The following is a 25,939-nucleotide window of genomic DNA, read 5'->3' on the forward strand; positions in this document are numbered from 1 at the left end:
TCTTGAACCATGTCCGCGACACCGACAGCCCCGCTGATCCGGCGCGTCCCGCCCGAGGCCTGGGTCGCCCTCGCCTGGTGCGTGGCCGTCGCCTACCCCGCCGTGCTGCTCCGCGACACCGGCTGGCGGCAGCACGGCGCCGCCGCGCACGGCGGCCTGCCGTTCGCCCTGGCCACCACGGTGGTGGCCTTCGCCGGTGCCGCGCTGGTGCGCCGTCGGCCGGTGCTCTCGGTCATCGTGCTGCTGATCGCCACCTGGACCGAGACCGACGGCTGGGCGGCGAAGAACCAGGTGCCCCCGGCCGCGCTTCTCGCCGTGGACGTCGCGCTCTTCGTGATCACCGCCGGAGCGCCGCGCCGCAGTTCGCGGGCCGCTTCCGCGCTGGTCATGACCTTCCTGGTGCTGCACATCGGACTGGTGCCCGGCAACACCGTCGGCATCTTCACCGGCACCCACATCGGCACCGCCGACGGCGCCGCGCTGCTCGCCCTGATCGCCTGGCTGGCCGGGCGCTCGCTCCGGCAGAACCGGGAGCACGCCGAGGCGCTGAGCAGCCGGGCGGCCGTCGAGGCGGTCACCGCCGAACGGCTGCGGATCGCCCGGGAGATGCACGACACCGTCGCCCACAGCATCGGCATCGTCGCCCTCCAGGCCGGCGCCGCCCGGCGGGTGATCGACCGCCGGCCCGAGCGGGCCAAGCAGGCGCTGGGCGAGATCGAGACCGCCGGCCGGGAGACCCTGGCCGCGCTGCGCCGCATGTTGGTCGCTCTGCGCCAGGCCGACGGCGAGGTGTCGGACACCGTCCCGGCGGGCCTGGCCGATCTCGACCGGCTGGCCGAGACCACCACCGCGGCCGGGGTGCGGGTCGAGCTGCGGCGCGCGGGCGAACCGGGGTCGCTGCCACCGGAGATCGACCTCTCGGCGTTCCGGATCATCCAGGAGTCGGTGACCAATGTGGTCCGGCACGCGCAGGTTCGCGACTGCCTGGTGACCGTCGACCGCGCGGCGGGGGAGCTGAGCGTGGAGATCACCGATCGGGGCCGGGGCCACGGCAGCGCGCCCGGCAGCGGCTTCGGCCTGGCCGGGCTGCGCGAGCGGGTCGCCCTGCTGCACGGTGAGTTCGAGGCCGGGCCGCGCCCGGGCGGCGGCTTCCGGGTCGCCGCCCGGCTGCCGATCCCCGGCCCCGCGGAGGTGACGGCGTGATCCGGGTGGTGCTGGCCGACGACCAGCCGCTGGTGCGGGCCGCGCTGGAGATGGTGATCGCCGAGACCGCGGACGTCGAGGTGGTCGGCGAGGCGGGCGACGGCGCCGAGGCCGTCCGGCTGGCCGCCGAACTGCGGCCGGACGTCGTGGTGATGGACATCCGGATGCGCCCCCAGCCCGGCGGCCGGGGGATGCCCCCGGTCGCCGACGGCATCGAGGCCACCCGGCTGGTGACCGCGGCCGGCGGGCCGACCAGGGTGGTGGTGCTCACCACCTTCGACGAGGACGAGCACGTGTACGCGGCGCTGCGCGCCGGGGCGTCCGGCTTCCTGGTCAAGGACATGGCGCTGGACGACATCCTGGCGGCGGTCCGGGTGGTCGCCGCGGGGGAGGCGCTGATCGCGCCGAGCGTCACCCGGCGGCTGATCGGGGCGTTCGCGGCGCAGCAGCCGAAGCCGCCGCTCGGAGCGCCGGTGGCGGCGCGCCGGCTGGAGGTGATCACCGAGCGGGAGCGGGAGATCCTCACCCTGGTCGGCCGGGGCCTGTCCAACGCCGAGATCGCCGCCGAACTGGTGCTCAGCGTCGCCACCGTGAAGACCTACATGACCCGGCTGCTGGCCAAGCTGGACGCCCGGGACCGGGTGCAACTGGTCATCCTGGCCTACGAGGCGGGTCTGGTGTCCATCTCCGGCTGAGCACCGTGCCCGTACCGGCCGGTCCGGGACGAGCGCCTCCGCAGGCCGAGCGAGACGACGGTCAACCGGCGCAACTCCTCGGGCACGCCCGGGTGCCGGCCCTCGGTGATCTCGGCGAGGGAGGCCAGCGAACCGGGGTAGACCATGACCGGCCAGCCCTCGCGGGCGAGACAGCCGAAGACCGCCAGTTCCTCCAGGAAGTACCGGGAGGACAGCTCGACCCGCCGTTCCAGCTCGGTCTGCCGTTCCGGCCCGGTCGCGGTGAGCCGGTCGGCGTGCCGGCGGTGGTAGCTCCGGCCGAAGGCTTCGACGGACTCCCGGAACGCCCGGTCGGTCCGGTGGTGGTCGGTGAGGCTGCGGTGGAGCTCTGCGTAGGCGGTCCCCTGCTGGACTTCGGAGCAGTACCGGACGGTGAACTCGGTCCGCTCCTGTTCGGCCGCGAACAGGGCGCGGGTCTCGGCGGTGAAGCTCCGGCCCAGGGCGAGCGCCCGGGCGAGCGCCTCGTCCTCGGACAGGCCGCGGGTGGCGGCCAGGGTGATCCGGTGGATGCTGTCCCCGACCAGCACCGTGCAGTGCGGGAAGCGCCCGGATATCCAGCGGAGGGTGGCGGCCAGCTTGGCCGGGGCGAAGCCGGGGTTCTCCAGGCTGATGCCGAGGAAGCACCGGTCCTGGTCCGCCAGTTCGGCCCGGCGGGAGGGCGGGGAGACGTGGTCGATGCTCGCCCTGTAGGACGGGTGCGGTCGGTCCCGGGGCGATTCCGGCGACGCGACGGACGTCCGTTCGCCAGAAGGCATGGCCGAGCCTTTCGGGGTTGGGTTGGTATGAGTGGTACGTACCGAACCCAGCCGACGCTAGATCGCGTCTGACGGGACGTCAAGGGACGTCGGTTCGCCCGCGGACCGACCCCGGAGCACCACGCCGCCCCCGGGCCCGCGGCTCGAAGGCGGCGGGTCCGGGGGCGGCGGCGTGGTCGCGCGGCTACTCAGTCCTTGACGGCCACGCCCGCGTACATCGCGATGTCCCGGTCGCGGATCGCCGGGGCGCCGGCGTCCGGCCGCCAGTGGTGGACCAGGGTGACGCCCGGGTCGAGCAGCCGGTAGCCGTCGAAGAAGGCCTCGGTCTCGGTCCTGTCGCGGATCTGCAGCGGGATGCCGCGGGCGTTGTACTCCCGGCCGACGCCGCCCACCCCGACCGGGTCGGTGTCACCGGTGAACACGGTGAGGGCGAGGAAGCTGCCGGGCGCCAGGGCGTCCATGAGGCGGCGGACGATGCCCTGGGGGTCGTCCTCGTCCAGCACGAAGTGGACGATGGCGATCAGCGAGAGCGCCACCGGCTGCGAGAAGTCGAGCACCTCGCGCAGCCGGGGGTCGCCGATGATCGACTCCGGGTCGCGGAAGTCCGCTTCCACATAACAGGTGTGGCCCTGGGGCGTGCTGGACATCAGGGCCCGCGCGTGGGTCAGCACGATCGGGTCGTTGTCCACGTAGCCGACCCGGGCCTCGGGGGCGATCGCCTGGGCGATCTCGTGCACATTGGGTGAGGTGGGGATGCCGGTGCCGATGTCGAGGAACTGCCGCACCCCGTACCGCTCGGTGAGGTGGCGCACCGAGCGTTGCATGAAGTCGCGGGTGGTGCGCATCGAGACCGGCAGCGCCGGCCAGGCCTGCACCGAGGCGTGCGCGGCGGCCCGGTCCGCCTCGAAGTTGGTCTTGCCGCCGATGAGGTAGTCGTAGACCCGGGCGGAGTGCGGCACGTCCATCCGCAGGTCGACCGACGGGTACTCCTCGTTCGTCACGTGCGCGCTCCCCGTAGCTGCTGGCATCCGGCACCGGCCGCCCCAGGGCCTGTGGTGGGCTCTGTCCGGCGGCCGGCCTCCGTGCGCATGGTAACGGTTCGCCGGTACGACGAGATGACGAACGCTCAGGTCTGGGATGCCTCCGGCCCTCGCACCTCCAACCCAACCGCCTGACGCGGCAGCCGCCCGGCCCCGGCCCGCCCGCCGCGCCCGGCCGCCAGCTCCACCGCCGCGCCGATCCAGGCCGCACCGAACGCCCAGGTCGCCACCCACTCGCACAGGTACACCGGCCGCACCGTCCAGTCCGCCCCGAACCCGGACAGCCCGGTGGCCACCGCCGCCAGCAGCGCGACCACGATCAGCCCGCCCGCCGCCAGGTAGGCCGTGCCCACCCGGGCCGGCTGCGCCGAGCGCGGATCGCGGAAGGAGTACAGGCAGAACAGCGCCAGCATCACGAACAGCAGCCCGGCGAACACCAGGTGGAACACCCCGACCGTGCGTTGCAGCCCGCTCGGATCCGACGGTGTCGTCGGACAGAGCGCCACCCCCAGCGCGAACACCCCCGCCGCCGTGCTCCACCGGTCGTCCCGCCGGTCGGACCGGTAGCAGATCAGGAACACCCCGAGCGCGCACAGCGCCCCGACGAACACGTTCCGCGTCCCCGAGTAGTACGCGGCACTCATCGACGCGGGCCAGTACCCCTCGGTGGCCCGCCCGGTGACCTCGGCCGCCAGCCAGTTGCCCAACGGCAGTGCCGGTGGCAGCAGCACCCCGATCGCCCCGACGCCGAACCGCAGGAAGGTGATGGTCCGTTCGTCCTGAGCTGTCTGGACGGTCTGGACGGTCTGCTCTGAATCGATGGTCCCCTGGACACTCCGGTCGTCGGTCACGGACGCCTCCTCGCTGGTCCGCGCAATGCTTGGCCGTCAACTGGTGTACCCGCTACGGAGATCGCCCCACCACTGGATCAGGTGGTTTCCCGCGGTGCCGAGTTGACGCCAGTGCCGAGTTGACGCCAGAGGACCGCCCGGGCACCGAGGTCGAGGAGCACGCTGCGCGGGCGGTCGGCGGCCTCCGCGGGTTCGGCGGGTTCGGCGGGTTCGGCGGGTCGGGCCTGCTCAGCGGGTCGGCGTACCGGCCCGTTCGACGAGCGCGTTGAGCAGGGCCGCGCCGCGCTCGGCGTCGTCGACGCTGATCACGAAGTCCGTCCCCCGGGTGGTGCGGACGACCAGGCATTCGCCGGAGCGGACGAGGACGGCGGTGCCCTTGCGGAAGACCCGGAAGCCCCAGCCGCCGGCCTGACGGGCGCTGAGGTGCTCGACCCGGGCGGAGACGATCTCCGCGGGGGCGAGGTGCCGGGTCGGCAGGCCGAACGGGCCGAAGCCGACGTGCAGGCCGTCGCCGGTCACCCGGACCCGTACCGAGGAGCAGAGCAGGACGGTGACGGCGCCGGCGCCGAACAGGACGACCGACAGCCAGTCGGCGGACTCCGTGCGCCCGCTCGCGGCGAGCAGCACGCCCGGCACCGAGACCAGCCCCAGGACGGCGGCGAGCACCTGCAGCCAGTGGTTGGCGGCCTGGGAGAGCCAGACCAGCCGCTCGCCCGGCTTCGCGGCCAGCACCGGTGCCCCGGGGAGGACGGGCGTGGTCACGGCGGCGGCCCGTCGGGTCGCCAGCCAGGCCAGGGCGCCGGCCAGGCCGGCCGCCACGATGACCAGGACCACCTCGACGCCCATCGGCGCGGCGTCCTGCCAGCGGGTGCGGTCCAGGTTGGCGCGCACGATGGAGGCCTGCGCGCCGGCCAGCAGCACCCCGGTGGCGGCCAGGAGCGGTCCGGCGACCCCACGGGTACGGTCGGGCCCGAGCCGCAGGCCGACGGCGAGCCCGAGCGCGACCAGTAGCCAGACCCCGGCCGGGAACAGCGCCGCCGTCGTCAGCGGCATCGAACCGTCCGGGCGGCTCCCGCTCCAGTGGGTCGCCACCTGCTCCGGCAGCCGGTCCCGCGCGGTCAGCGGCAGGGCGACCAGCAGGGCCGTCACGCCGAGGGTCCAGACCACGGCCCCCCACAGCGCGGCCCGGCGCACCGGCCGGTCTGGGACGGGCTCTCCGGCCGCTTCTTCGAACTTCACGACATCCCCCTGATCAGATCCACGAGATCATTCCTGCTGTAGCCGGCCCGGGCCGCGTCGGCGACCAACTGCCGTACCCGGTCCATCAGTTCGGCCCGGGTGTCGGCGTCGGTGGCGACCGTGATGCCGCGGCCCCGGCGGAACTCCAGCACCCCCTCGTCGCGCAGGGCGCGCAGCCCGCGCAGGACGGTGTTGGTGTTCACGCCGAGGGCCCGGGAGAGCTCCCGGGCGGGCGGCAGTTTGTCGCCGGGGGCGCACTCGCCCTCCGCGACGGCCCGTCGGATCGCGCCCGCCACCTGCTCGTGCAGGGGGCGGGCGTCGCCAAGGTCCAGCTTCAGCAACATGGTGCTAGTGACGATAGCACCATGCGGTCATGGTGCTGGGTGGGGGTCCGGGCCGGTTCAGGGGATGTTGAGGCTCTGGGCTCCGGTGACGCGGCTGTCGTCACCGGCGGCGATCGTTTCGACGACGTCTCCGGTGCAGTCCGCGGAGGAGTAGATCTCCACTGTCCGGTCGGTGAGGTTGTCGACGATGCTGGCGGCCTCGTCCAGGGCGTAGCAGCCGGAGGGATCCGTCTGGGTGGCGCCGTTGATGGCCAGGTCTCCGGTGGCCGCGGCGGCCGGGCCGGTGGTCAGGGTCAGGGCCGCGATGGCCATCAGGGGGGCGCCGAGGGCGGTGGTAAGGGTGATTTTCATGCAATATGAATAACCATTCGAAGCTTGCGCCTCCCCGGCAACGGGCGCGGGTCACCCCCGCAGGGCGGTGGGGTGGGCCGAATGCCCGCAAGCGGTCGAGCAGCGGGCGCGGGGCCGCCTCCAGGCCGACTCGGGAGCGGCTCGGGAGTGGCTCGGGAGCGGCTCGGGAGTGGCTCAGGAGTGGCTCAAGTTCAGCTCGGGAGCCGCTCGGGAGCGGCTCACGTTCGGCTCAGGAGCGGCCGTCCTCGATCAGGCCGAACTCCCGCAGCAGCTCGCCGACTTCGGTCGCCTCCAGTCGGCGCAGCAACCGCTTGCGCAGGAACTCCGGCCCCGGCAGGTCGAGTTCGGCGCCGTCCCGGAGCCGGGTGGTGGCCGCCAGCAGCTTGCGCACGTCATAGGTGGAGTTGAACACCTCGGGCACGCCGCGCTCGACGCCCAGCAGCCGGTAGACCGCCTCCATGCCGGTGCGCACCGAGTACTCGGTGGTGAAGATGCAGTCCCGGGTGGTCTCGGCGAACTGGCCGATGAAGGCGAAGTTGACCGCTCCCTCGGGCACCACGTCCGGCCGGTCGCCCGCGTGCCGGGGCAGGAAGAAGGACGTCACGTACGGCATCATCACCGGCACGCAACGGGCCGCCGAGGCGGCCAGCTCGGGGATCTCCTCGACCGGCACCCCCAGGTGGTACAGCCACTCCCGGGTGATCTCCTCGCCGGTGCACTCCTGCATCGGCTTCCGCACGTGGTCGCCCGGGCGGTCGACGAACAGCGAGTACAGCCAGACCACGATCTGGTCGGCGGGCTGCTGCTTGAAGTGCGGCTGGCGGTTGACCGTCCAGCTCAGCAGCCAGGAGGAGTCGCGGGCGGTGACGATGCCGCCGGTGACCACGCCGCCGCCGAACGGGTCGCGCCGGGCGACCTTGCGGATGTACTCGGGGATCCGCGGATCCAGCGTGGTGACCGTGGCGGACTCCCACTTGCTCGCGGCGATGTTCCCGCAGAACACCTCGGGGCGGCCGAAGGCCGGGTCCTTGGCGGCGATCCGGCGCCACAGGTCCCAGGCCGGGGCCGGGCCCTCGTTCAGCCGGGCCGGGGTGTGCTGGTCACCGTTGTCGGAGTTCTCGGTCAGCGAGCCGATGGTGGTGAACACCAGGTCGTCCTCGCCGAGGTCGACCCCGCCCTCCCGCCCGGCCTCGCGCCAGTGGATCCGGGTGGCCCGCTTGCGCCCGGGGGAGAGCTCGAAGTCGATGTCGGTGACCTCGACCTCGTAGCGGAACCGCACGCCCTGGTCCATCAGCCAGCGGGTCAGCGGCAGCACCAGGGACTCGTACTGGTTGTACTTGGTGAACTTCAGCGCCGAGAGGTCCGGCAGGCCGCCGACGTGGTGGACGAACCGGTGCACGTAGAGCTTCATCTCCAGCGCGCCGTGCCACTCCTCGAAGGCGAACATGGTGCGCCAGTACAGCCAGAAGTTGCTGGCCAGGAAGTTCCGGGAGAAGACCTCGTCGATCCGCCTGCCCTCCAACTCCTCGCGGGTCGCCAGGAAGATCCGCACCAGGTCCTTCTGCGCGGTGTCGTCGAGCGCGAACAGCCCGTCCGTACCGGCGTCCTGGCCGCGGCGCTCGGTGACGCGCCGGAGCGAGAAGTTGGGGTCGTCCTTGTTCAGCCAGTAGAACTCGTCCAGCACGGACGCGCCCTCGACCTCCAGCGAGGGCACCGAGCGGAAGAGGTCCCACAGGCACTCCATGTGGTCCTCCAGCTCGCGCCCGCCCCGGACCACGAAGCCCTTGGCCGGCTCCTTGATGCCGTCCAGCGCGCCGCCGGCCAGCTTCAGCCGCTCCAGCACGGTGACCCGCTCCCCGGGCACCTGGCCGTCCCGCACCAGGAACGCGGCACCGGCCAGGGAGGCCAGGCCCGCCCCGACGAACCACGCCCGCTTGCGCTCCGCGCCCTCGGGCTTCCTCGGCCGGGCGAACGCCTCGTAGTTGCCGCTGCTGTAGTACAAGCCCGCGCTCCCTTGAAAGTTCGGCATCGAACGGCCTGCGGGCACGGCTGTCCCGCGGGCGCTTCCCATCCACCCATCCGGAACTGGTCGTCGCCCGCTGGTTGAGCCGGACGGGTGAAGGGGCGGACCGCCCGGCGATCCGCGTATGGAGTGCGTACGGAACGTCCTCCGGGGCGTCAGGAAGGCGTCAAGGCGGCCCGGAGCGGCCGGCCGGCGGCGGTTGGGTGGAGACCGACGGACGAACGGACCACGCGAGGACGGATCATGCACGGCAGCGGGCAGCACCAGGACGGCACGGCACTCAGGGTGGTGGTCGGGGTCAGCGGGTCGCTGGGGAGTCTGGCGGCGCTGCACCGCGGCCTCGCCGAGGCCCGCGACCGCGGCGCCGCGCTCTGGCCGGTGCTCGCCTGGGAGCCGCCGGGTGGCGAGCACGGCTACCGCCGTTCGCCCTGCCCGCCGCTGCTCGCCGCCGCCCGGGAGGCCGCCGAGCGGCGGCTGGACGAGGCCCTCGAAGCGGCCTTCGGCGAAGCCGGACCCGGCGTGCCGATGCAGCCCGTGGTGATCCGGGGCGAGACCGGGCCCGCCCTGGTCCACCTCGCCGACCGGCCGGACGACCTGCTCGTCCTCGGCCGCAGCGGCGGCCTGCTGCGCCGTCGGCTGCGGCGCCCGGTCTCCGGGTACTGCGCCCGCCGGGCCGGCTGTCCGGTGCTCACCGTCCCGGTGCCCGAGCTGCTGCACGACCTGGAGACGCTGCACCGTCGCGCCCGCTGGCACCTGCCCATCGGCCCGGCACCGGAACTCATCGCGGCCAAGGCGGCCTGACCCCGGCGCCTTCGGGCGCCGCCACCGCGGTCCGACCGTACGGTCCGGGCCGCCCATGGACGGTCCGCCCTCTTCCCGGGGCGGACCGCGCCGGCCCGCCGGGCTCCGGCCGGAACTCCGGAGCCCGCGGCCACCGGCGGAAGACAGGTGGGAGCGGGGTTCCCCGGCCCCCCCGGTGGAGCGGCCGCCGTTCGGACAGCGGGCCCGCCGCCCGCAGCGGCCGCTCCACCGCCTCCTCGCGCACATGCGGTCAGAAGCGTTCGGAACAAGCCGAGTTGGGGCCCCGCCCGGGCGGCGGGGATAAGGGCGAGCAGAATGTCCGTATGCGGATGACGAATGCGGGCACGCCCAGGGCGGCGACGGGTGACGACGTCGGGTCGATAGCCGGGGCGCTCGCCCGGGCCTTCGAGGACGACCCGATGATGTGCTGGTTCTTCCCGGACGGCGCCACCCGCCCGGCCGCGCTGGACGGCTACTTCAGCACCCTGCTCACCCGGCAGTACCTGCCGCACGGGGTGTGCGAGCGCACCGAGCACGCGGCCGCCCTCTGGGTGGGGCCGGAGGCGCAGGAGAAGGCCGCGCCGGACGAGGGGACGATCCGGGAGCTGAGCGGGCTGCTCGGGGAGCGGGCCGACTGGTTCCGGCACTGCGCCGAGGCGGCCGCCGCGAACGCCCCGCAGGAGGCGCACTGGTACCTCGCGGTGCTCGGCGCGGACCCGGTCGCCCAGGGCCGCGGACAGGGCGCCGCCCTGCTGCGCTCGGGGCTGGCCAGGGCGGACGCGGCGGGCCTGCCGGTGTACCTGGAGTCCTCCAAGCAGGAGAACATCGCGCTGTACCGGCACTTCGGCTTCGAGGTGGAGGAGGAGGTGCGGCTGCCGGGGGACGGCCCGACCCTGTGGGCGATGCGGCGCGCGCCCCGGCCCTAGGCGTGCGCGGAGGGCGCCACGAAGCCGTACTCCAGTCGCACCCGCTCCCTTGGCGCGGGCTTCGGCGCGCCCGGCTCGGTTCAGCCGTGCTGGACCCCGCGCTTGGCCAGTTCCAGCAGAGCCTCCAGGTCGAGTGCCGCCTCTACGGCGCACAGGCAGGTGGCCAGGAGGAGTCCGGTGATCGCGGCGATCGGCAGGGCGCGAGGCCCAGGACTTCGCCCTCCACCTCAACACCGCGCCCGGCGCCGACAGGAAGCAGGTCCAGGCCGCCCTCGATACGATCCTCGCGGGCTACCCGCAGGTCACCGTGCAGAGCCAGGCCGACTACAAGAAGTCGATCACGGGCCAGGTCGACACCATCCTGTACCTCGTCTACGCCCTGCTCGCCCTCGCGATCGTCATCGCCGTCCTCGGCGTGATCAACACCCTCGCCCTGTCGGTGATCGAACGCACCCGCGAGATCGGGCTGCTCCGCGCCGTCGGTACCTCCCGGCGGCAGATCGACCGGATGGTCCGGCTGGAGTCCGTGCTGATCGCCGTCCACGGCGCGCTGCTCGGCCCCGGCCTGGGGCCGGCCTGGGGCATCGCCGGGCAGAAGGTCCTGACCCTGTACGGGATCACTGCGCTGACCATCCCCTGGACCACCATCCTCGCCGTCCTGGCAGGCTCGGCCCCGGCCGGCCTCACCGCGGCGATCCTGCCCGCGACGAAGGCCGCCCGCACCCGCGTCCTGACCGCCATCGCCACCGCGTGAGCGAGCTCGGCGAGCGAACCGTCGAAAGGCACGCGCGGGCGAGGACCCCTGCCGACGTGGAGGTGGGCCGGCCGTCCTTCTCAGCGCGCGGGACGGGCCGGCGCGCCGGGGGCGCCGTGCTCCAGGTCGGTCGGGTTCTCGACGTCGACGGACTGCGTCGGTGCGGGCGACGGTGTGGCTGCCGCGGGCGGGGGCGTGGCGGCGCGGGTCGCGGCCGGGGGCGTGGTGGCCGGGGCCGCTCGAGGCGGTGCGGGGGTGGTTGCGCCAGGGCCCGCCGGGACGGCCGGTGAAGCGGTGGCCGTGGTGCTGCCCGGGGCCGTCGGGGCCGCCGTCGAGGGCGGTGCCGTGACGGCGGTGGTGGCCGGGGGCGGGCTGGAGGGTCGGGTGGCGCCACTCTTGTCCGTGTGGCAGGCCGAGGCGGTGCCGAGCGCGGTGAGGACGAGGACGGCGATCCCCGCGGTTCTGTGTCGGTGCATGGGCGAGGTCTCCCGGTTCTGGCGGACGGTGCGGCCATGGGACGGCGGCGGCGTCCGTCCGGTTCCGCAGGTGCGCGCGGCCCCACCGGCCAGGAGTGGCGGGTGGGGCCGCACGTGGGAAGGACCGTCAGCCGGTGATCTTCCACAGGCCGCGGCCGTGGGACGCCGACGTCGCCGCCGACGACCACCTGGCCCTTCCAGAGCTTCACCACGCTGAACGGCGCGTCCGGCAGGTTGCCGCTGGTGTCCGTCCAGTGCGCGCCGCCGTCGATCCAGTGGCGGCTGTAGGAGCCGTAGACCGCGTGGACGTGGCCGGCGTCGGCCGGGTCGACGGTCAGGCCGGTGACGAAGCGGTTGGGCAGCTCAGCGCGTGCTGACCGAGCAGAGCAGGGCGACGCAGGGGCGTACGCCCCTGGGCACCGGCCCGGTCGGTTGCCGCAGCAGGGCCGTTCGGCCTCGTCTGCCGGACCGGGCGGTCACGGTCAGGCGCGGGCGAGGGCCTTGCGCAGGCCGTAGGCGGCGGCGCCGAGCGCGATGACCACGGCGCCCCACACCACCGAGTCCGCCGGCAGGGCGAAGGCCAGGACGAGGCAGCCGGCGGTGCCGGCGACGGGCACGATCCTCGGCGGGCGCCCCTCCTCGGCGGTGAGTGTCCAGGCGGAGGCGTTGGCGACGGCGTAGTAGGCGAGCACTCCGAAGGAGGAGAAGCCGATCGCGCCGCGCACGTCCGCGACGGCCGCCAGGGCTGCGACGACGGCGCCGACGGCGAGTTCGGCGCGGTGCGGTACTGCGAAGCGCGGGTGGACGGCGGCGAGTCGGTGGGGCAGGTGCCGGTCGCGGGCCATCGCCAGGGTGGTGCGCGAGACGCCGAGGATCAGCGCGAGCAGTGAGCCGAGGGCGGCCACCGCCGCGCCGGCGCGCACCGCCGGGGCGAGGCCCGGCACGCCGGCCGCGCGGACCGCCTCGGCGAGAGGCGCCGCGGTGCGGGCCAGCTGCTCGGGGCCGAGCACGGCGAGAACGGAGAGCGCGACGACGGCGTACACGACCAGGGTGACGCCGAGCGCGAGCGAGATCGCGCGGGGGATCGTGCGCTGTGGGTCGCGGACTCCTCGCCGAGGGTCGCGATGCGGGCGTACCCGGCGAAGGCGAAGAACAGCAGGCCCGCGGCCTGTAGCACCCCGTGGAAGCCGGCGTCCGCGCCGACCGCCCAGCGGCCGGTGTCGGCGGCGCCGCTGGTCAGACAGGCGGTCACCACGGCGGCGAGCACGGCCAGGACGACGGCGACGATCGCCCGGGTCAGCCAGGCAGCCTTCCGCACGCCGACGTAGTTGACCGCGGTCAGCGCCACCACCGCCGCGACCGCCACGGCGTGGGCCTGCGCGGGCCACACGTAGGAGCCGACGGTGAGTGCCATCGCCGCGCAGGAGGCGGTCTTGCCGACGACGAACCCCCACCCGGCCAGGTATCCCCAGAACTCGCCGAGTCGCTCCCGCCCGTACACGTAGGTGCCGCCGGACTGCGGGTAGCGGGCAGCCAGCCGCGCGGAGGAGGTCGCGTTGCAGTACGCGACGACGCCGGCCAGCGCCAGTCCGATCGGCAGCCCGGACCCGGCTGCCGCCGCGGCGGGCGCGAGCGCGGCGAAGATGCCCGCGCCGATCATCGACCCCAGCCCGATCACCACGGCGTCGAACACGCCCAGGTGCCGTCGCAGTTCCTGCGGCCCGGCCGTCCGCGCCGAGGTGCTCATCGGCCTGTACCTCTCCCTCACCGGTTCCGATTCCGGTGCACCATACGCGAGCGAGGTCGTGGGAGTCCGAACCCGTCATCGTCGGTGTGGACAGCTCCGGACGGAGCCTGCGCGCCCCGGTGCGGGCCCGGCCGTTCTGCCCGGGGCCCAGCACGCACGGTGCGGCGCCTGACCGATCGGGCCACGCGCGCGATGCTCGCCGCACTGCTGCACGGCCTGGAGGACGCCATCGACCCCCGGGCCGGCGACCGTCTGGTCAAGCCCCGGCACCACCTTCAGGGTCAGCGGGTCGTCTGACCATCGGGGCGGGGCGCCCCCGACTCCACGCCGAATCGGCCCGCTGTCCGATGGCGTCGTCCGTCGGACAGCGGGCCGGTGCCGTTGACGACCGGGCGATGTCGGCCGTCTGCCGAGGCCCGCTCGGTCAGAGTTTGAACATCGCGGTGTACGGCGGGGTGATGCGTTCCTGCCGTGATCCGAAGTCGACGAGGACCGCGATGTCGCTGTCGCCCTCGACGCCGATGGCCCGGCCGAGGCCGTACCTGTCGTGGGAGACCCGGTCGCCGACGATGAAGTGCTTGGGCGGCGCCTCCACTCGGACCTTGAAGGGGCTGGTGGGCAGGTGGCGGCGGACTGCTGCAGATTTCGTCATTCCCTCCAGTATGCGCCGGAAAGCGCGGGCGCGGGGTCATTCCGGCGATCGATTTCGGGGGTCGGAATGCCAGGTACGCCGTTCGGCGCGCCCCTGGAATGCGGGATGGGCCCGGTAAGTCGAGTTTGCGGGGCTGGTGAAGCATCCAAGGCGCTCCCGGTCGCGGGGAACGCCCTCCTGGGGAGACGTCGGTGCCGAGGGGTGCGGATGTGTGCTCGATCGCCTTGGTGCGCAGGCGTGTTGACGGGTGTTGTCGGCTCGGGTCCGGCGCCCTGGGGGAGGCTCTCGCGGAACCGGGGGTGAAATATTCCGCCACGGCGGGCCGTGGTCTGCTAGAGTCGCCTTAGTTGCAGTAGTGGTTCCCATGAACTTTGTGTGCGCCTGCTGATGTTTCGCAGGCGTATTTTCGTTTCCCGGCTTTTCTCCGGGTGGGTGCTCATCGCGGCGACTCGAAGCCCGCGCTGTGCGTGCTTCGGACAGCCCCTTGAAGGAGATTTCTTTATGGCTAATGGCACTGTGAAGTGGTTCAACGCGGAAAAGGGCTTCGGCTTCATCGAGCAGGAGGGTGGCGGCCCCGACGTCTTCGCCCACTACTCGAACATCAACGCCAACGGCTTCCGTGAGCTGCTCGAGGGCCAGAAGGTCGAGTTCGACGTCACGCAGGGCCAGAAGGGCCCGCAGGCCGAGAACATTCGTCCGCTGTAGTTCATCTGTCAAGGCACCCGCCTAGCAGCGAGGGGCCCGCACCGAGTACATGCACGGTGCGGGCCCCTCGGCATTGCGCCACGACGCACATCCCCGGCCGTTTCAGGCCCCCTGGCTCCGCCGCCGGCGGCCATCCCCACGCGAGACGCACAGCGTCGCGTCCGGATCGGCGCCCTGCCGTGACATCCCACAGTTCGAGGATCTCCGGCCTGAGGTGACGTGCCGCACGGTTTCACCGTCCACGCCCCGCTCCCCACACTTCGGCCCGTTGACTTGCGATCTCCTGCCGGCGCCGCGCGCCGCGGAGCCGCCCCGCGACGTGCCGTCCAGGAAGGTTGTCCATGAACTCCTCCAGTCGCTCCTCGTACCGGAACGCCAACTCCCGTTCCCGCGCGGGCTCCCGCTCCGGCGGCAGCTCCTTCTCGGGCGGCAGCTCCCGCTCCGGCGGCAACTTCGGCGGCAGCTCCGGCAGCAGCTCCTTCTACGGCGACCGGCCTGCCGGCGGCCGGCGCTCCGCAGGTCGGGGCACGCGCCAGGGGGCTTCCCCGCAGGGGGAGTTCGCGATGCCGGTGAGCACCACCCCGGCGCTGCCGCCCGTCGAAGCGTTCGACGAGCTGGACATGCCCAAGGCGCTGCTGTCCGTGCTGACCCGCCAGGGCGTCACCGCGCCGTTCCCGATCCAGGCCGCGACGCTGCCGAACTCGCTGGCCGGCCGCGACGTCCTCGGGCGGGGCCGCACCGGCTCCGGCAAGACCATCGCGTTCGGCCTGGCCGTCCTGGCCCGCACCGCCGGGCGCCGGGCCGAGCCGCGCCGACCGCTGGCGCTGGTGCTGGTCCCCACCCGTGAGCTCGCGCAGCAGGTCACCGAGGCCCTCACCCCCTACGCCCACGCGGTGCGCCTGCGGATGGCGACCGTGGTGGGCGGCGTGTCGATCGGTCGCCAGGCCCAGACGCTGAACCGCGGGGCGGACGTCGTGGTGGCCACCCCCGGTCGGCTCAAGGACCTGATCCAGCGCGGCGACTGCCAACTGGACGGCGTCGGCATCACGGTGCTCGACGAGGCCGACCAGATGGCCGACATGGGCTTCCTGCCGCAGGTCACCGAGCTCCTGGAGCAGGTCGCCGAAGGCTGCCAGACGATGCTGTTCTCCGCGACCTTGGACCGCAATGTCGACCGCCTGGTGCGGCGCTTCCTCAAGGACCCGGTCACGCACTCGGTGGACCCCTCCGCGGGAGCCGTCAGCACCATGGAGCACCACGTGCTGCATGTGCAGGCCTTCGACAAGAGCGCCACGATCGCCCACATCGCGTCCCGCGACGGCGGGGTGATCATGTTCATCGACACCAAGCACGGCGCGGACCGCCTGGTGGAGGAGCTGCTCGCGAACGGGGTGAAGGCCGCGGCGCTGCACGGCGGCAAGTCCCAGCCCCAGCGCACCCGCACCCTGGAGCAGTTCCGCACCGGCCAGGTCACCGCGCTGATCGCCACCAACGTCGCCGCCCGGGGCATCCACGTCGACGGTCTCGACCTGGTCGTCAACCTGGACCCGCCGGCCGACCACAAGGACTACCTGCACCGGGGCGGGCGCACCGCCCGGGCCGGTGAGTCCGGCACCGTCGTCACCCTCGTGCTGCCCAACCAGCGCCGCGAGATGGCCCGCATGATGACCACGGCCGCCATCACCCCCATCACCACCAGGGTCAGCTCCGGCGACGAGGACCTGGCCCGGATCACCGGCGCCCGGGTGCCCACCGGCATCCCCACCGTGATCGCCGACCCCGTCGTCGAGCGGCCGCGCCGTAGCCAGTCCTCCAGCCGCGGCCGCCGCGGTCGTCCCGCCTCCACGGCTGGCGAGACCCGTGCCGCCTCCAGCCGCGGCAGCCGGGGCTCCTCCGGCCGCCGCCGCGCGCCCCAGCGCGTCGCCCTCGCCGCGTAGCACCCGCCGGGCCCGGTGCGCGGTGCGTACCGGGCCCGCGCGGTTCGCCGCCTCGGCGGCAGCGGTTTCCCGCGACGGCCCGCACGCGCGGTTCGTCAGCAACGCCGCGCCGCGCTCCGGCGGACCGCCACCGGCCTCCCACCGCCCGTGCCCCGATCACCGCCGGACCCGGCGGGAGAGACGAAGGAGTCAGCCCATGACCATCGCCCTCGAACACCCCGCGACCACCGCCACGGTCGGCGACCTCATGCGACACCCGGAGCTGCAGATCAGCGACGATGTCATGGTCGACACGGCGATGGACATCCTGCAGAGCTCCGGCGCCGACCACCTGCTGGTCCGCGACGAGGACGGCCGCTGCGCCGGGCTGCTGACCCGCCTGCAGCTGGCGCCGTTCCAGGCCCGGTCCTGGTACACCGAGCGCACCCCGGTGCGCGACATCGTCTTCGACCGCGCGCCGTTCGCCACCCTCGACATGCCCGCCGCCACCGCGGCCGCTGCCATGCTCTCCCGCGACCTGGACGCGTGGCCCGTCGTGGACCACGACGGCCACGCCATCGGGCTGCTCAGCTTCTAGGGCCTGTGTGGCGTCGTGATCGATCTTCGGGTGGTGCCCCCGCCCTGCTCCACGCCCCGGGTGGTGGCGCGCCGCCCTCCGGGCCGCCCCGGTGGGAGGTCCGGCGGGACCGGACTCCCGCCAGACCTCCCACCCGCGTCACCGCGGAGCGCCGAGGTCGGCGATCGGACACTCCCCCGAAGGTGAGCCGGAGCCGCCGGTCGGACACACCCACCCCCGCAGGGAGGTGACGAGGTCGACGGTGAGCCGGGAACCGAGCGCCGCGACGGCGTCGAGGGGGTAGGTGTGATCGCCGGGGAAGAGGCGTGGGGTGGCCGGTCGGCTACTGATGTCGTTCCAGCCGGCCAAGGCCTCCGGGGAGATGACGGGATCGTCCTCGCCTCCGTAGAGGGCGAGTTGGGCGTCCAGCGGTGGTCCCTGGTGGGGCGGGAACTGCAGGGCGAGCAGAAGATCGGCGAGCATCGGGATCCACGTGTTGACCAGTGCCCTGGGGTCGTGGCCGACGTGGTCGGGCAGGCGGCCGAAGAGCTTCTCGATCCCCTCCCGGCCGCCGAGCAGGACATCCGGAGCCCTTGCGGTGAACTCGGGGTGGTGGGGGGCGGCCATGGCGGACAGGGCGAGCAGGGTGGGCGGGCGGTGGCCCTGCCGGATGAGGCACTTGACGGTCTCGTAGGCGACGAGGGCTCCCACGCTGTGGCCGAACACGGCGTACGGGTGGCCGTGGTCGCCCTGACGGATGCGCTCCGCGAGGAGCTGTCCGAGGCGGTGCGGGTCGGTGTGCACCGCCGTGCCGATGGCCCGTCCACGCCCGGGCAGTTGCAGGGCGTGCAGGCTGACGGTGGCCGGCAGGTGGGCGGTGAAGGCCTGGAAGTAGGTGGCGTTCGTTCCCGCGGGCGGCATGCAGTAGAGGCGCAGGAGGTGTCCGTCACCGGTGGCCGGGCTCAGCGCGACGAAGTCGGGTTGGTCGACGGCGGTGGTCAGGCGGGCCGAACTGCTGCCCACGGCATGGGTGTTCATGCGTGTTCACTCCGCTCCGGGACGGTGACGGTCTTGGTGGGGTCGGCGTAACCCGGCTGCCGGAGGCGGTACAGGGCTCGCTTGGCGATGTCGGGCAGGTGGGCGGCGCCCATCAGTTCCAGGGTGGGGATGTCGCAGCCGAGGTGCCGGCGCAGTGCCGCGGAGAGTTCCAGGAACATCAGGGAGTCGATGCCGAGCAGGTCGAGGCGGCTGGTGCGGTCCAGGCGGTCGACGGGGGTGTGCAGGACGGCGGCGGCGAGCTCGGCGACCTTGTCCTCGATCAGGACGATGGCCTCGTCGTCGCTCAGCACGGCGACCTCGCTGCGCAAGGAGGTGGGGCGGTCGGTGCTCACGTGATGCTGTCGGAGCAGTGCGCCGGTCCTGGGCGCCTTGAGAGCGGGCAGGACGCGGCTGATGCTGTCCCAGTCGAACCGGCCCAGTGCGACGACCAGTCCCGTTCGGGTGTCGAGAAGCCGGTCGAGTGCGGTGAGCGCGTCGGTGGCGGAGACGGGGGCCATGCCGTAGGAGGCCATCTCGTCGACGCGTCCGGTGCGGTGGACGTATCCGGCGTCCGCGATGACGCCCCATTGAACGGCGAGGGCGGGGCTGCCGCCTCGGTGTCGGGCTCGGATCAGCGCTTCCATCGCAGCGTTCGCGGCGACGTAGGGGGCCTGCTGGATGTTGCCGTCGAGGGCGGCCACCGAACTGTAGGCGAGGAAGAAGTCGGGATCGTGCTCTTCGGCGAGAGCGTCGAGTGCGTGGAGTCCGGCGATCTTGGGGGCGAGGATGGCCTCCAGCTGGGTGTCGGTGCAGTCGGTGAAGGGAGCGTCCGCGAGGACCATGGCGGCGTGCACGACACCGCCCAGGCGCCGTTCCCGCAGGGCGGTGCGCACGGGATCGAGGGCGCCGGGCCGCGTGACGTCGGCGCGGTGCACGGTGACCTCGACCTTCATGGCGCGAAGCTCGTCGAGCAGTCCCGCCGCGCCGGGAGTCCGGGCGCCTCGGCGGCCGACGAGATGAAGGTGGCGGGCGCCGCGTGCGGCGAAGTGACGGGCCGTGGCGGCACCGAATCCCGCGAGGCCACCGGTGATGACGAAGGCGGCGTCGGCGTCGAGCGCGCTCGCGGGCGCGGAGTCGACGACCGGTGGTGGGGCGTCGAAATCGATGACGATCCTGCCGATGTGCCGGGCGTGGCTCAGCAGGCTGAACGCCTCCCCGAAGCGGTCCGCGGGGAAGGTGTGATGGGGCACCGGCGTCCAGCGGCCGGTGGTGACGGCTTCGGCCAGCGCGGTGAAGTGGCGCCGGACCACGGGCGCCCGCCGATCGTGCAGGTCCAGCGTGTCCACCTCGAAGAACGAGACGTTGCGGGCCGGCGGGGAAACCGGCAGCGGATCGTCCCGCTCCGCGTCGCGTCGACCGAGTTCGATGAAACGCCCCTGCGGGGCGAGCAGGTGCAGGCTGCGCAGACGGGCCTCGCCGGGCAGGGAGTTGAGGACGACGTCGACGCCGCGGCCGTCGGTCAGGTCCGCGACCTGTTCGGCGAAGTCCAGGGTGCGCGAGTCCAGCACCTGCTCGACGCCCAGCAGGCGCAGCAGGCTCCGTTTGGCGGGGGTGCCGGCTGTGGCGATGACGCGCGCGCCGGCGTGCCGCGCGAGTTGCAGCGCGGCCAGCCCGACGCCCCCGGTGGCGGCGTGCACGAGGACGGTGTCGTCCTCGGTGAGGCCCGCGCACTGCTCGAGGGCGTGGTGTGCGGTGAGGAACGAGGTGGGCAGGGTGGCTGCCGCGGTGAACGCCATCGCGTCGGGCAGCGGTACGACGTGATCGCTGGAAGCCAGGACATGGGAGGCCAGAGCGGTGTGCGCCATGGCCGCGACGCGGTCGCCCGGTGCGAGATGGGTGACACCGGGACCGACCGCGGTGATGGTGCCCGCGCAGTCCAGGCCGAGGCCGAGGAATCCGTGGCGGCGGGCTGCGGGCAGGGGACTGCTGCCGGTCGCGGTGAGCAGGTCGTGGTGGTTCAGCGCCGCGGCCGCGGTACGGATGAGCACCTGTCCTTCGGCCGGGTGGAGCGCGGTGGTGGAGCGCCAGGTGAGGACGGGGTGTCGTCCGGAGGCATCGACGTGCAGCGCGTAGTGGGGTTCGGATCCGGAGGTGGCCCCGCTGGCGGGCAGTGTGGTGACCCGGGTGGCGAATCGCCCTCGCGGCGTGAGGACCACCTCGTCGTCGACGAACTCCTCGGGGGTGCCCGCCGCGGCTGCGCTGCCTTGGAGGTGGTGCAGTTCGTGCAGGAGGCGCTTGAACGTGTCGTCGTCGCCGGGCTCGGTCAAGGCGATGCGACGTACGCTCAGTGAGGGGTGTTCGTTCGCCAGACTTCGCGCGGCGCCCCACAGGGGGGCGCCGTGGGGCGAGGGCGGCGGGGTGGGTGGCTGCTGGCTGTCGGCGTCGATGATCCAGACACGCAGGTTCCCTTCGTACGACCGCGCGCTCCGGCTCCAGGCCCGGGTGAGGTCACGCAGCGCGGCGAGCTGCCGCACGCCGTGGTCGGTGCGTTGCCGTGGTCCCGTTTCGCCGGCCGGTTCGGCGAGGAGGATCACGTCGCTCACCGGTCGGGGGGCCTCGGCCCCGTCTGCCGCAGCGGTCAGTTCGCGGGCCCAGGAGTCCGCACCGCCGGCCGCCGCGACGTGCTGGACGCGGCCCTGGGGGCATGCGGTGAGCAGGGCCCGGGTCAGTCGGTGCGCCAACTCGGTGGGGGCGTCGGCGGTGGGCGTGCTCAGCAGCCAGGACCGCTGCGTCGCGTGGTCGGGCGCCGCCCCGGCGGCGGAGGCCCGTCGCCCGCCCGAGGCGCCGGGAGGAGTACGGTCCGTTGCCTCGTCGGGGACGGCGCGGGCGCAGCGCTCCGCGACGACGAGGGACACGTAGGGCCGGTCGGCGGCGGTGTCGTCGTACTGTCCGGTGGCCGCGAAGCCGCAATCGGCGAGCAGGTCGGGCCAGCGGTCGTAGGGCACCAGGGGACCGTCGGGCCGGACGTCCTGGTCGGTGGGGAGCCAGAAGGAGTCCAGCAGGCCGAACACCGGAGCCAGGAGTTCGGTGCTGTGGGTTTCCAGGGCGATCAGGTGGCCGCCGTCCGCGAGCAGGGTGGCCATGCCGCGCAGCGCGCGGGAGATGTCGCCCGTGGCGTGCAGGATGTTCGAGGCGATGACGAGGTCGTAGGCACCTGGCTCGAAGCCCTGGGCCACCGGGTCGCTGCCGGCGTCCAGGACCTGGTGGGTGAGGAAGTCGTAGGCGTGGAAGCGCTTCTCGGCGGCGGGGAAGAACGCGGGTGACACGTCGGTGAAGGTGTAGTGGACACGCTCCGGCGGCAGGTGCGGTAGCAGGGCGGCGGTGGTGGCGCCGGTGCCCGCACCGACTTCCAGGATGCGCAGCGGCCGGTCGGTGGGCCAACCGGCGACGACGCTGCGGATCCACCCGACGAGCGCGCGGGTGTGCGGGGCGAAGAAGGCGCTGGCCTCGTAGAACCGTTGGGCGAGGTTGTCGGCGTCGGAGAAGAGGAGCTCCAGGGGGTCGGCGTCACCGGTGAGGACATCGGCGAGGCGGTCCCCGCACACACCGTAGGTGAGGACGGTGACGGACTGGCCGGGACAGTCCTCGAGCAGACGGCTGAACAGTGCCTCGGGGCGTGGTGCGGCCGTGCTGCTCCAGACGCCGGGCCCGGTGGCGGTGAGGACGCCGGCACCGACGGCCTGGGGCAGCAGGACCTCGAGGAGCCGCGCGTGCTTGGCCTTGACTCCCGCCTCGATGAGGTCGGCCAGGCCGAACGAGGAGTGCTTCGCGGCTGGGAGCAGGTGGCGCACGGCCCGGGCGGTGAAGTGGGCGCAGACTTCGAGCAGGCGTGGCCGCAGCGCGTCGCTGATCCGGTGCAGCCGGCCCAGTTGGGCGTCGTTCTGCCTCCTGACCAGTTCCGGCAGCGACCGCGGGGCAGGCAGCGGGCTCCGGCCGGGCTCGGGTTGGCCGGGTAGGGGCACCGCGCGCAGGACTTCGGTGAGGCGGTCCTGCTCGTCGGCGGTCACGGTGTCGAAGCGTCGCAGTTCGCAGCCGAGCAGTTCCATGCACACCTCACCGTCGTCGTCGCACACGGCGATGTCCCAGAGGCCTTCGGGCCCGGTGGCGCGGGTGACGTGGCTGAAGCCGGAGGAGGGCAGCGTCCGCCAGCTGCGGACGGTGGTGATGCGGGCGGGCAGGAACGGGGCGGGTCGGTCCGCGGTGAACATCAGCGGCAGACAGGTCTGCAGGGCTCCGTCCACCAGCGTGGGGTGGGCGATGACTCCGGGCTCGGGCCGGCTCGACGCGGTGAACTCGTAGCGTCCTACGGTCTCCTCCGCCCCGGTGTACAGGTGGGTGACGGTCCGGAAGGCCGGCCCGTAGTCGAGAGCGGCCCGACGGGCGGCTGCGTAGTGCTCCGGGGCGGGATGCCGGTTCGGCAGCCGGCGTTCCAGGGCCGCGACGTCCAGCGGGGGGCGCTGCGGGCGCAGCAGGCTCCGCACGCCGGCGCGGACGTGCTCGGTCCAGTCCTGTTCACCCGTGCGGCTTCGAACGGTGAGCCTGCCGTCCTGGGAGAGGTGGGTGGCCAGCTGGACGTCGTCCCCGTCCATGGGGCTCGCGGAGTCGGTGCTCCAGTCGAGGGTCAGGGCCCGGTCGATGGACAGGCCGGTGATTTCGACCGGTCCGTCGTGTCGGCTCCGTGCGGCGGCCAACGCCATTTCCACGAAGCCTGCGGCGGGCCAGACGACGGCGTCCGCGACCCGGTGGTCCTCCATCCAGGACAGCCGGTCGGCGTCCAGACGGTTCAACCACGCGGCCTCCGGCCCGGCTTGGCGGGATCCGAGCAGGGGGTGGGGATCGGCGGCGTCCTCACCGGGGGCGTCCTCCTGCCACCAGGACGCGTCGCCGTTCCAGTGCCGCTCGCGCTGCCACGCCACCGCCGGCAGGTCGGCCACCGCGCCGGGACGGGGGAAGTGGCTGTCCCAGTCCACCGCCGCCCCGGCGGCGAGTACGTGCAGGACGGTCTGTTGCAGCGCGTCCACGGTGGCGAACGTCCGGGACAGCGTGGGAACGACCACGCCGGGAGCGGGGGCGTCGGCGGTGGCACGCCGCAGATAGGCGGTCAGCACGGGGTGGGGGCCGACCTCGACCAGGACGTCGCAGGCGGCGTCCCCGGCCGTCAGTTCGGTGGCGGCCTGGTGGAAGCGGACGGGGCGGCGGATGTTGGCCCACCAGTACCCGGCGTCCAGGGCCTGCCCCGACTCGAGGCGGCCGGTCACCGAGGAGACCATCGGAATGCGGAAGGACCCGGGGGCCAGGGATTCCAGTGCACGGGCCAACTGGTCACGCACGGGCTCCATGGCTTCCGTGTGGAAGGCGTAGTCGAGGCGCAGGTCCCGGAAGAAGACGCCGTCGGAATCCAGTGCGGCGCCGAGGGCCGCGAGGTCCTCGTGCGGGCCCGCGAGGGTGACGTCCTGGTCGGAGTTGATCGCGGCGATCTCCACGCGGCCGGTCAGCTGAGCCTGCTCGAGCCTTTCCCTGGCGGCGCGTTCGCTCAGGCCCACCGCGGCCATGCCTCCCGAGCCCGCCGTGGCGGCCTGGGCGAGGCTGCGGGCGGCGATGACGCGGCAGGCTTGAGCCCGGGTGAGGCCACCCGCACAGTACGCGGCGGCCACTTCCCCGACGCTGTGTCCCATGACCGCGTGCGGATCGACGCCCCGGGCGGACAAGGCGGCGACCAGGCCCGCCTGGACGGCGAACAGCATCGGCTGCGCGACTTCCGTGCGGTCCCAACGGGAGGCATCGGCGCGGGCCATCTCCTCAAGCACGCTCCAGCCGAGCAGGGGCTCCAGCTCGCCGCTGACGGCTTCGACTTCGCTGGTGAACGCACGGTCCTGGCCGAGGAGTTCGGCCCCCATGCCCGCCCACTGCGATCCGTTCCCACAGAAGACGAAGCCGATCCGGCCTCCGCTCACCAGACGTTCGGTAGCGGTGGCGGCTTCCTGCCCCCGTGCCGCTTCCTGCCCCCGTGCCGCCCGGGCCAGGACCTCTGCGGCCTGGGTGGGACCGGTCGCGAAGAACGCCATGCCGTGGCGGCGCCGGGTCCGTCGTCGGCACGAGGTGAAGGCGGCGTCGTACAGGGCCTCGGGCCCCTGCGAGGAGTCGGCGGCCATCGCGGTGAAGTGCTCCGCCCAGGACTCCAGGGCGGCGGTCAGCGCCTGGGCCGTGTGGGCGGAGACGATGACCGGCACCGGCCGCGCCGCAGTGCCGACGACTGGCGCGGCGTCGGCGTCGCTCGGCGCGGCGGCGGCGTCGGCGAGGACAGGCCGGGCCTGTGGCGCCGACAGCACGGGCGGTGCGGTCAGGACGGGCGGTGCGGTCAGGACGGGCGGTGCGGCCAGAACGGCGTGCGCGTTGGCACCACCGATACCGAAGGAGTTGATGCCGACCACCACACGGCCGTCGCCGGGAACGGGACGGGCGGCGAGTACCGGCTGCAGACCGAGGCCGTCGAAGTCGATCTTCGGGTTGGGTGGATCGGCGTGCAGAGTCCTCGGTATGGAACGGGACTTGATGACGATCAGCGACTTCAGCACTCCCGCCATCCCGGCCGCCGCCTCCAGGTGCCCGAGGTTGGACTTGATCGAACCGATCGGAAGCGGGGCGTCGGCACGGCGGCTGCCGAGCACCTCACCCAGCGCCGCGCACTCGACGGGGTCGCCGACCAGGGTGCCGGTGCCGTGTGCCTCCACATAGGACACGTCGCGCGGGTCGATGCCGGCGGTGGCGTACACCCGGCGCAGCAGAGCGGCCTGGGTGCGTGAACTCGGCGCGGACAGGCCCACGGTGCGGCCGTCGGAGTTGAGCGCGGTGGCCAGGATGACGGCATGCACCCGGTCGTCGTCGGCGAGGGCGGCGGCCAGGGGTTTCAGGACGAGCATCACGGCACCCTCGGAGCGTACGAAGCCGTCGGCCGCCGCTCCGAAGGGGTGGCAGCGCCCCGTCGGCGAGAGCACTCCGGCCTGCGCGTAGCCGACGAAGGGACCCGGCGCCAGCATCAGGTTCACGGCGCCTGCCAGGGCGAGCGGGCTGCGGCCGGTGCGCAGGTGCTCGCACGCCTGGTGCAGCGCGGTCAGACCGGAGGAGCAGGCGCTGTCCACGGCGCTGGACGGTCCGGTCAGATCCAGTTCGTACGAGACGCGGTTGGCCGTGGTCGACAGGAGTCCGCCGGTCGTGGTGTAGGGATTGCTCGAACGCAGGCGGCGCGCCTGCAGGTCGGCGTAGTCGTGGTTGGAGACACCGGTGACGACGGCGGTTTCGGTGCCGGCCAGGGCACTGATGTCGAGGGCGGCGTCGTCGAGCGCCTCGACCGCGCATTCGAGGAGCAGACGCTGCTGCGGATCGATGCGGGAGGCTTCCTTGGGAGTGATGCCGAAGTACGAGGTGTCGAAGCCGGTGACCTCCGGTTCGGGTAGGAAACCGCCCGCGATGGAGTTGAACTTGCCCGGCCGTCCCGAGCGACGGGCTTGGTGGGCACTGATGTCGAAGCGGTCCGGGGGCATGGTGCCGACCAGGTCGCGTCCTTCACGCAGGGCCTGCCCGAGCTGGTCCAGGCGGTGGATGCCGCCCGGCAGACGCAGGCCCACCCCGATCACGGCCACCGCGTCAGTGGGCACCGGGGGGTGGTCGACGTCGGAGGACGTGTACGGAGAGGATGGACGGGGTTCAGCCATGGAGTCCCTCCACATGAGCGGCGCGGGTTCGAATC

General features: G+C 73.3%; 18 protein-coding genes and 2 pseudogenes. 8 read left to right on the top strand and 12 right to left on the bottom strand.

What is annotated here, in order from left to right; genetic code table 11:
* Positions 1-9 precede the first annotated feature (9 nt).
* Together ACZ47G_RS26105 and ACZ47G_RS26110 are read left to right on the top strand one after the other, a co-directional pair.
* Positions 10-1,203, top strand: a complete 1,194-nt coding sequence (locus tag ACZ47G_RS26105; RefSeq protein WP_465746549.1) for a sensor histidine kinase — start codon at positions 10-12, stop codon at positions 1,201-1,203.
* Positions 1,200-1,898, top strand: coding sequence for a response regulator (locus tag ACZ47G_RS26110; RefSeq protein WP_465746551.1), 699 nt, complete (start codon positions 1,200-1,202; stop codon positions 1,896-1,898). The genes ACZ47G_RS26105 and ACZ47G_RS26110 overlap by 4 nt, the downstream gene beginning before the upstream one ends.
* Here ACZ47G_RS26110 and ACZ47G_RS26115 read toward each other — a convergent pair.
* The 7 genes from ACZ47G_RS26115 to ACZ47G_RS26145 all read right to left on the bottom strand — a co-directional run bounded on the left by ACZ47G_RS26115 (position 1,865) and on the right by ACZ47G_RS26145 (position 8,519).
* The gene (locus ACZ47G_RS26115; RefSeq protein ID WP_465746553.1) at positions 1,865-2,692 is read right to left on the bottom strand and encodes a tRNA-dependent cyclodipeptide synthase; all 828 of its coding nucleotides are present in this window, start codon (positions 2,690-2,692) and stop codon (positions 1,865-1,867) included. The genes ACZ47G_RS26110 and ACZ47G_RS26115 overlap by 34 nt on opposite strands.
* Positions 2,693-2,880: 188 nt before the next feature.
* Entirely contained in the window at positions 2,881-3,720 is an 840-nt protein-coding gene (locus tag ACZ47G_RS26120; protein ID WP_465746555.1) for an SAM-dependent methyltransferase, read from the bottom strand.
* A gap of 98 nt (positions 3,721-3,818) precedes the next feature.
* Positions 3,819-4,583 (bottom strand): hypothetical protein, encoded by a 765-nt coding sequence (locus ACZ47G_RS26125; RefSeq protein WP_465746557.1) that lies wholly within the window; start codon positions 4,581-4,583, stop codon positions 3,819-3,821.
* A 228-nt stretch (positions 4,584-4,811) separates the two neighbouring features.
* A complete protein-coding gene (locus tag ACZ47G_RS26130) occupies positions 4,812-5,822 on the bottom strand; it encodes a DUF1648 domain-containing protein (protein ID WP_465746559.1) in 1,011 nt (336 codons plus the stop codon).
* Positions 5,819-6,166, bottom strand: coding sequence for a GntR family transcriptional regulator (locus ACZ47G_RS26135; RefSeq protein WP_465746561.1), 348 nt, complete (start codon positions 6,164-6,166; stop codon positions 5,819-5,821). Before ACZ47G_RS26135 ends, ACZ47G_RS26130 begins: the two co-directional genes overlap by 4 nt.
* Before the next feature lie 57 nt (positions 6,167-6,223).
* Entirely contained in the window at positions 6,224-6,517 is a 294-nt protein-coding gene (locus ACZ47G_RS26140; RefSeq protein WP_465746563.1) for a hypothetical protein, read from the bottom strand.
* 229 nt (positions 6,518-6,746) lie between these two features.
* Positions 6,747-8,519, bottom strand: coding sequence for an oleate hydratase (locus tag ACZ47G_RS26145; protein ID WP_465746565.1), 1,773 nt, complete (start codon positions 8,517-8,519; stop codon positions 6,747-6,749).
* Positions 8,520-8,783: 264 nt separating this feature from the next.
* Here ACZ47G_RS26145 and ACZ47G_RS26150 point away from each other — a divergent pair, with 264 nt between their 5' ends.
* The 3 genes and pseudogenes from ACZ47G_RS26150 to ACZ47G_RS26160 form a co-directional block, all read left to right on the top strand.
* A complete protein-coding gene (locus ACZ47G_RS26150; protein ID WP_465746567.1) occupies positions 8,784-9,341 on the top strand; it encodes a universal stress protein in 558 nt (185 codons plus the stop codon).
* A gap of 329 nt (positions 9,342-9,670) precedes the next feature.
* Positions 9,671-10,267 carry a GNAT family N-acetyltransferase gene (locus tag ACZ47G_RS26155; protein WP_465746666.1) on the top strand — a complete coding sequence of 199 codons (597 nt, stop codon included), beginning with the start codon at positions 9,671-9,673 and terminating at the stop codon, positions 10,265-10,267.
* A gap of 208 nt (positions 10,268-10,475) precedes the next feature.
* Positions 10,476-11,021: pseudogene (locus ACZ47G_RS26160) on the top strand (ABC transporter permease); the annotation flags it as partial.
* Between the two features lie 80 nt (positions 11,022-11,101).
* On the opposite strand, the gene ACZ47G_RS26165 reads toward ACZ47G_RS26160, so the two are convergent.
* From ACZ47G_RS26165 to ACZ47G_RS26175, 3 genes and pseudogenes are all read right to left on the bottom strand, one after another.
* On the bottom strand, positions 11,102-11,497 hold the full coding sequence (locus tag ACZ47G_RS26165) for a hypothetical protein (RefSeq protein ID WP_465746569.1): 396 nt from the start codon (positions 11,495-11,497) through the stop codon (positions 11,102-11,104).
* A gap of 482 nt (positions 11,498-11,979) precedes the next feature.
* Positions 11,980-13,244 (bottom strand): annotated as a pseudogene (locus ACZ47G_RS26170) (APC family permease).
* Between the two features lie 424 nt (positions 13,245-13,668).
* Positions 13,669-13,896, bottom strand: a complete 228-nt coding sequence (locus ACZ47G_RS26175; RefSeq protein ID WP_465746571.1) for a hypothetical protein — start codon at positions 13,894-13,896, stop codon at positions 13,669-13,671.
* Between the two features lie 501 nt (positions 13,897-14,397).
* On the opposite strand from ACZ47G_RS26175, the gene ACZ47G_RS26180 reads away from it, so the two are divergent.
* From ACZ47G_RS26180 to ACZ47G_RS26190, 3 genes are all read left to right on the top strand, one after another.
* Entirely contained in the window at positions 14,398-14,601 is a 204-nt protein-coding gene (locus ACZ47G_RS26180; RefSeq protein WP_030918248.1) for a cold-shock protein, read from the top strand.
* Positions 14,602-14,942: 341 nt separating this feature from the next.
* The gene (locus ACZ47G_RS26185; RefSeq protein ID WP_465746573.1) at positions 14,943-16,538 is read left to right on the top strand and encodes a DEAD/DEAH box helicase; all 1,596 of its coding nucleotides are present in this window, start codon (positions 14,943-14,945) and stop codon (positions 16,536-16,538) included.
* A gap of 196 nt (positions 16,539-16,734) precedes the next feature.
* Positions 16,735-17,115 (top strand): CBS domain-containing protein, encoded by a 381-nt coding sequence (locus ACZ47G_RS26190; protein ID WP_465746575.1) that lies wholly within the window; start codon positions 16,735-16,737, stop codon positions 17,113-17,115.
* A 138-nt stretch (positions 17,116-17,253) separates the two neighbouring features.
* Here the strand turns inward: ACZ47G_RS26190 and ACZ47G_RS26195 are convergent, their stop codons facing one another.
* A complete protein-coding gene (locus ACZ47G_RS26195) occupies positions 17,254-18,132 on the bottom strand; it encodes a thioesterase II family protein (RefSeq protein WP_465746577.1) in 879 nt (292 codons plus the stop codon).
* The gene (locus ACZ47G_RS26200) at positions 18,129-25,904 is read right to left on the bottom strand and encodes an SDR family NAD(P)-dependent oxidoreductase (protein ID WP_465746579.1); all 7,776 of its coding nucleotides are present in this window, start codon (positions 25,902-25,904) and stop codon (positions 18,129-18,131) included. Before ACZ47G_RS26200 ends, ACZ47G_RS26195 begins: the two co-directional genes overlap by 4 nt.
* Between the last annotated feature and the right edge of the window lie 35 nt (positions 25,905-25,939).

The sequence above is a fragment of the Kitasatospora sp. NPDC030952 genome, from assembly GCF_055571335.1.

What these genes read in the sequence shown, in the direction of transcription:
- ACZ47G_RS26150 (WP_465746567.1), top strand. Translation starts at nt 8,784, where the DNA reads ATGCACGGCAGCGGGCAGCACCAGGACGGCACGGCACTCAGGGTGGTG.
- ACZ47G_RS26195 (WP_465746577.1), bottom strand. Translation starts at nt 18,132, where the DNA reads ATGAACACCCATGCCGTGGGCAGCAGTTCGGCCCGCCTGACCACCGCC.
- ACZ47G_RS26155 (WP_465746666.1), top strand. Translation starts at nt 9,671, where the DNA reads ATGACGAATGCGGGCACGCCCAGGGCGGCGACGGGTGACGACGTCGGG.
- ACZ47G_RS26115 (WP_465746553.1), bottom strand. Translation starts at nt 2,692, where the DNA reads ATGCCTTCTGGCGAACGGACGTCCGTCGCGTCGCCGGAATCGCCCCGG.
- ACZ47G_RS26185 (WP_465746573.1), top strand. Translation starts at nt 14,943, where the DNA reads ATGAACTCCTCCAGTCGCTCCTCGTACCGGAACGCCAACTCCCGTTCC.
- ACZ47G_RS26165 (WP_465746569.1), bottom strand. Translation starts at nt 11,497, where the DNA reads ATGCACCGACACAGAACCGCGGGGATCGCCGTCCTCGTCCTCACCGCG.
- ACZ47G_RS26200 (WP_465746579.1), bottom strand. Translation starts at nt 25,904, where the DNA reads ATGGCTGAACCCCGTCCATCCTCTCCGTACACGTCCTCCGACGTCGAC.
- ACZ47G_RS26175 (WP_465746571.1), bottom strand. Translation starts at nt 13,896, where the DNA reads ATGACGAAATCTGCAGCAGTCCGCCGCCACCTGCCCACCAGCCCCTTC.
- ACZ47G_RS26120 (WP_465746555.1), bottom strand. Translation starts at nt 3,720, where the DNA reads ATGCCAGCAGCTACGGGGAGCGCGCACGTGACGAACGAGGAGTACCCG.
- ACZ47G_RS26135 (WP_465746561.1), bottom strand. Translation starts at nt 6,166, where the DNA reads ATGTTGCTGAAGCTGGACCTTGGCGACGCCCGCCCCCTGCACGAGCAG.
- ACZ47G_RS26140 (WP_465746563.1), bottom strand. Translation starts at nt 6,517, where the DNA reads ATGAAAATCACCCTTACCACCGCCCTCGGCGCCCCCCTGATGGCCATC.
- ACZ47G_RS26180 (WP_030918248.1), top strand. Translation starts at nt 14,398, where the DNA reads ATGGCTAATGGCACTGTGAAGTGGTTCAACGCGGAAAAGGGCTTCGGC.
- ACZ47G_RS26190 (WP_465746575.1), top strand. Translation starts at nt 16,735, where the DNA reads ATGACCATCGCCCTCGAACACCCCGCGACCACCGCCACGGTCGGCGAC.
- ACZ47G_RS26105 (WP_465746549.1), top strand. Translation starts at nt 10, where the DNA reads ATGTCCGCGACACCGACAGCCCCGCTGATCCGGCGCGTCCCGCCCGAG.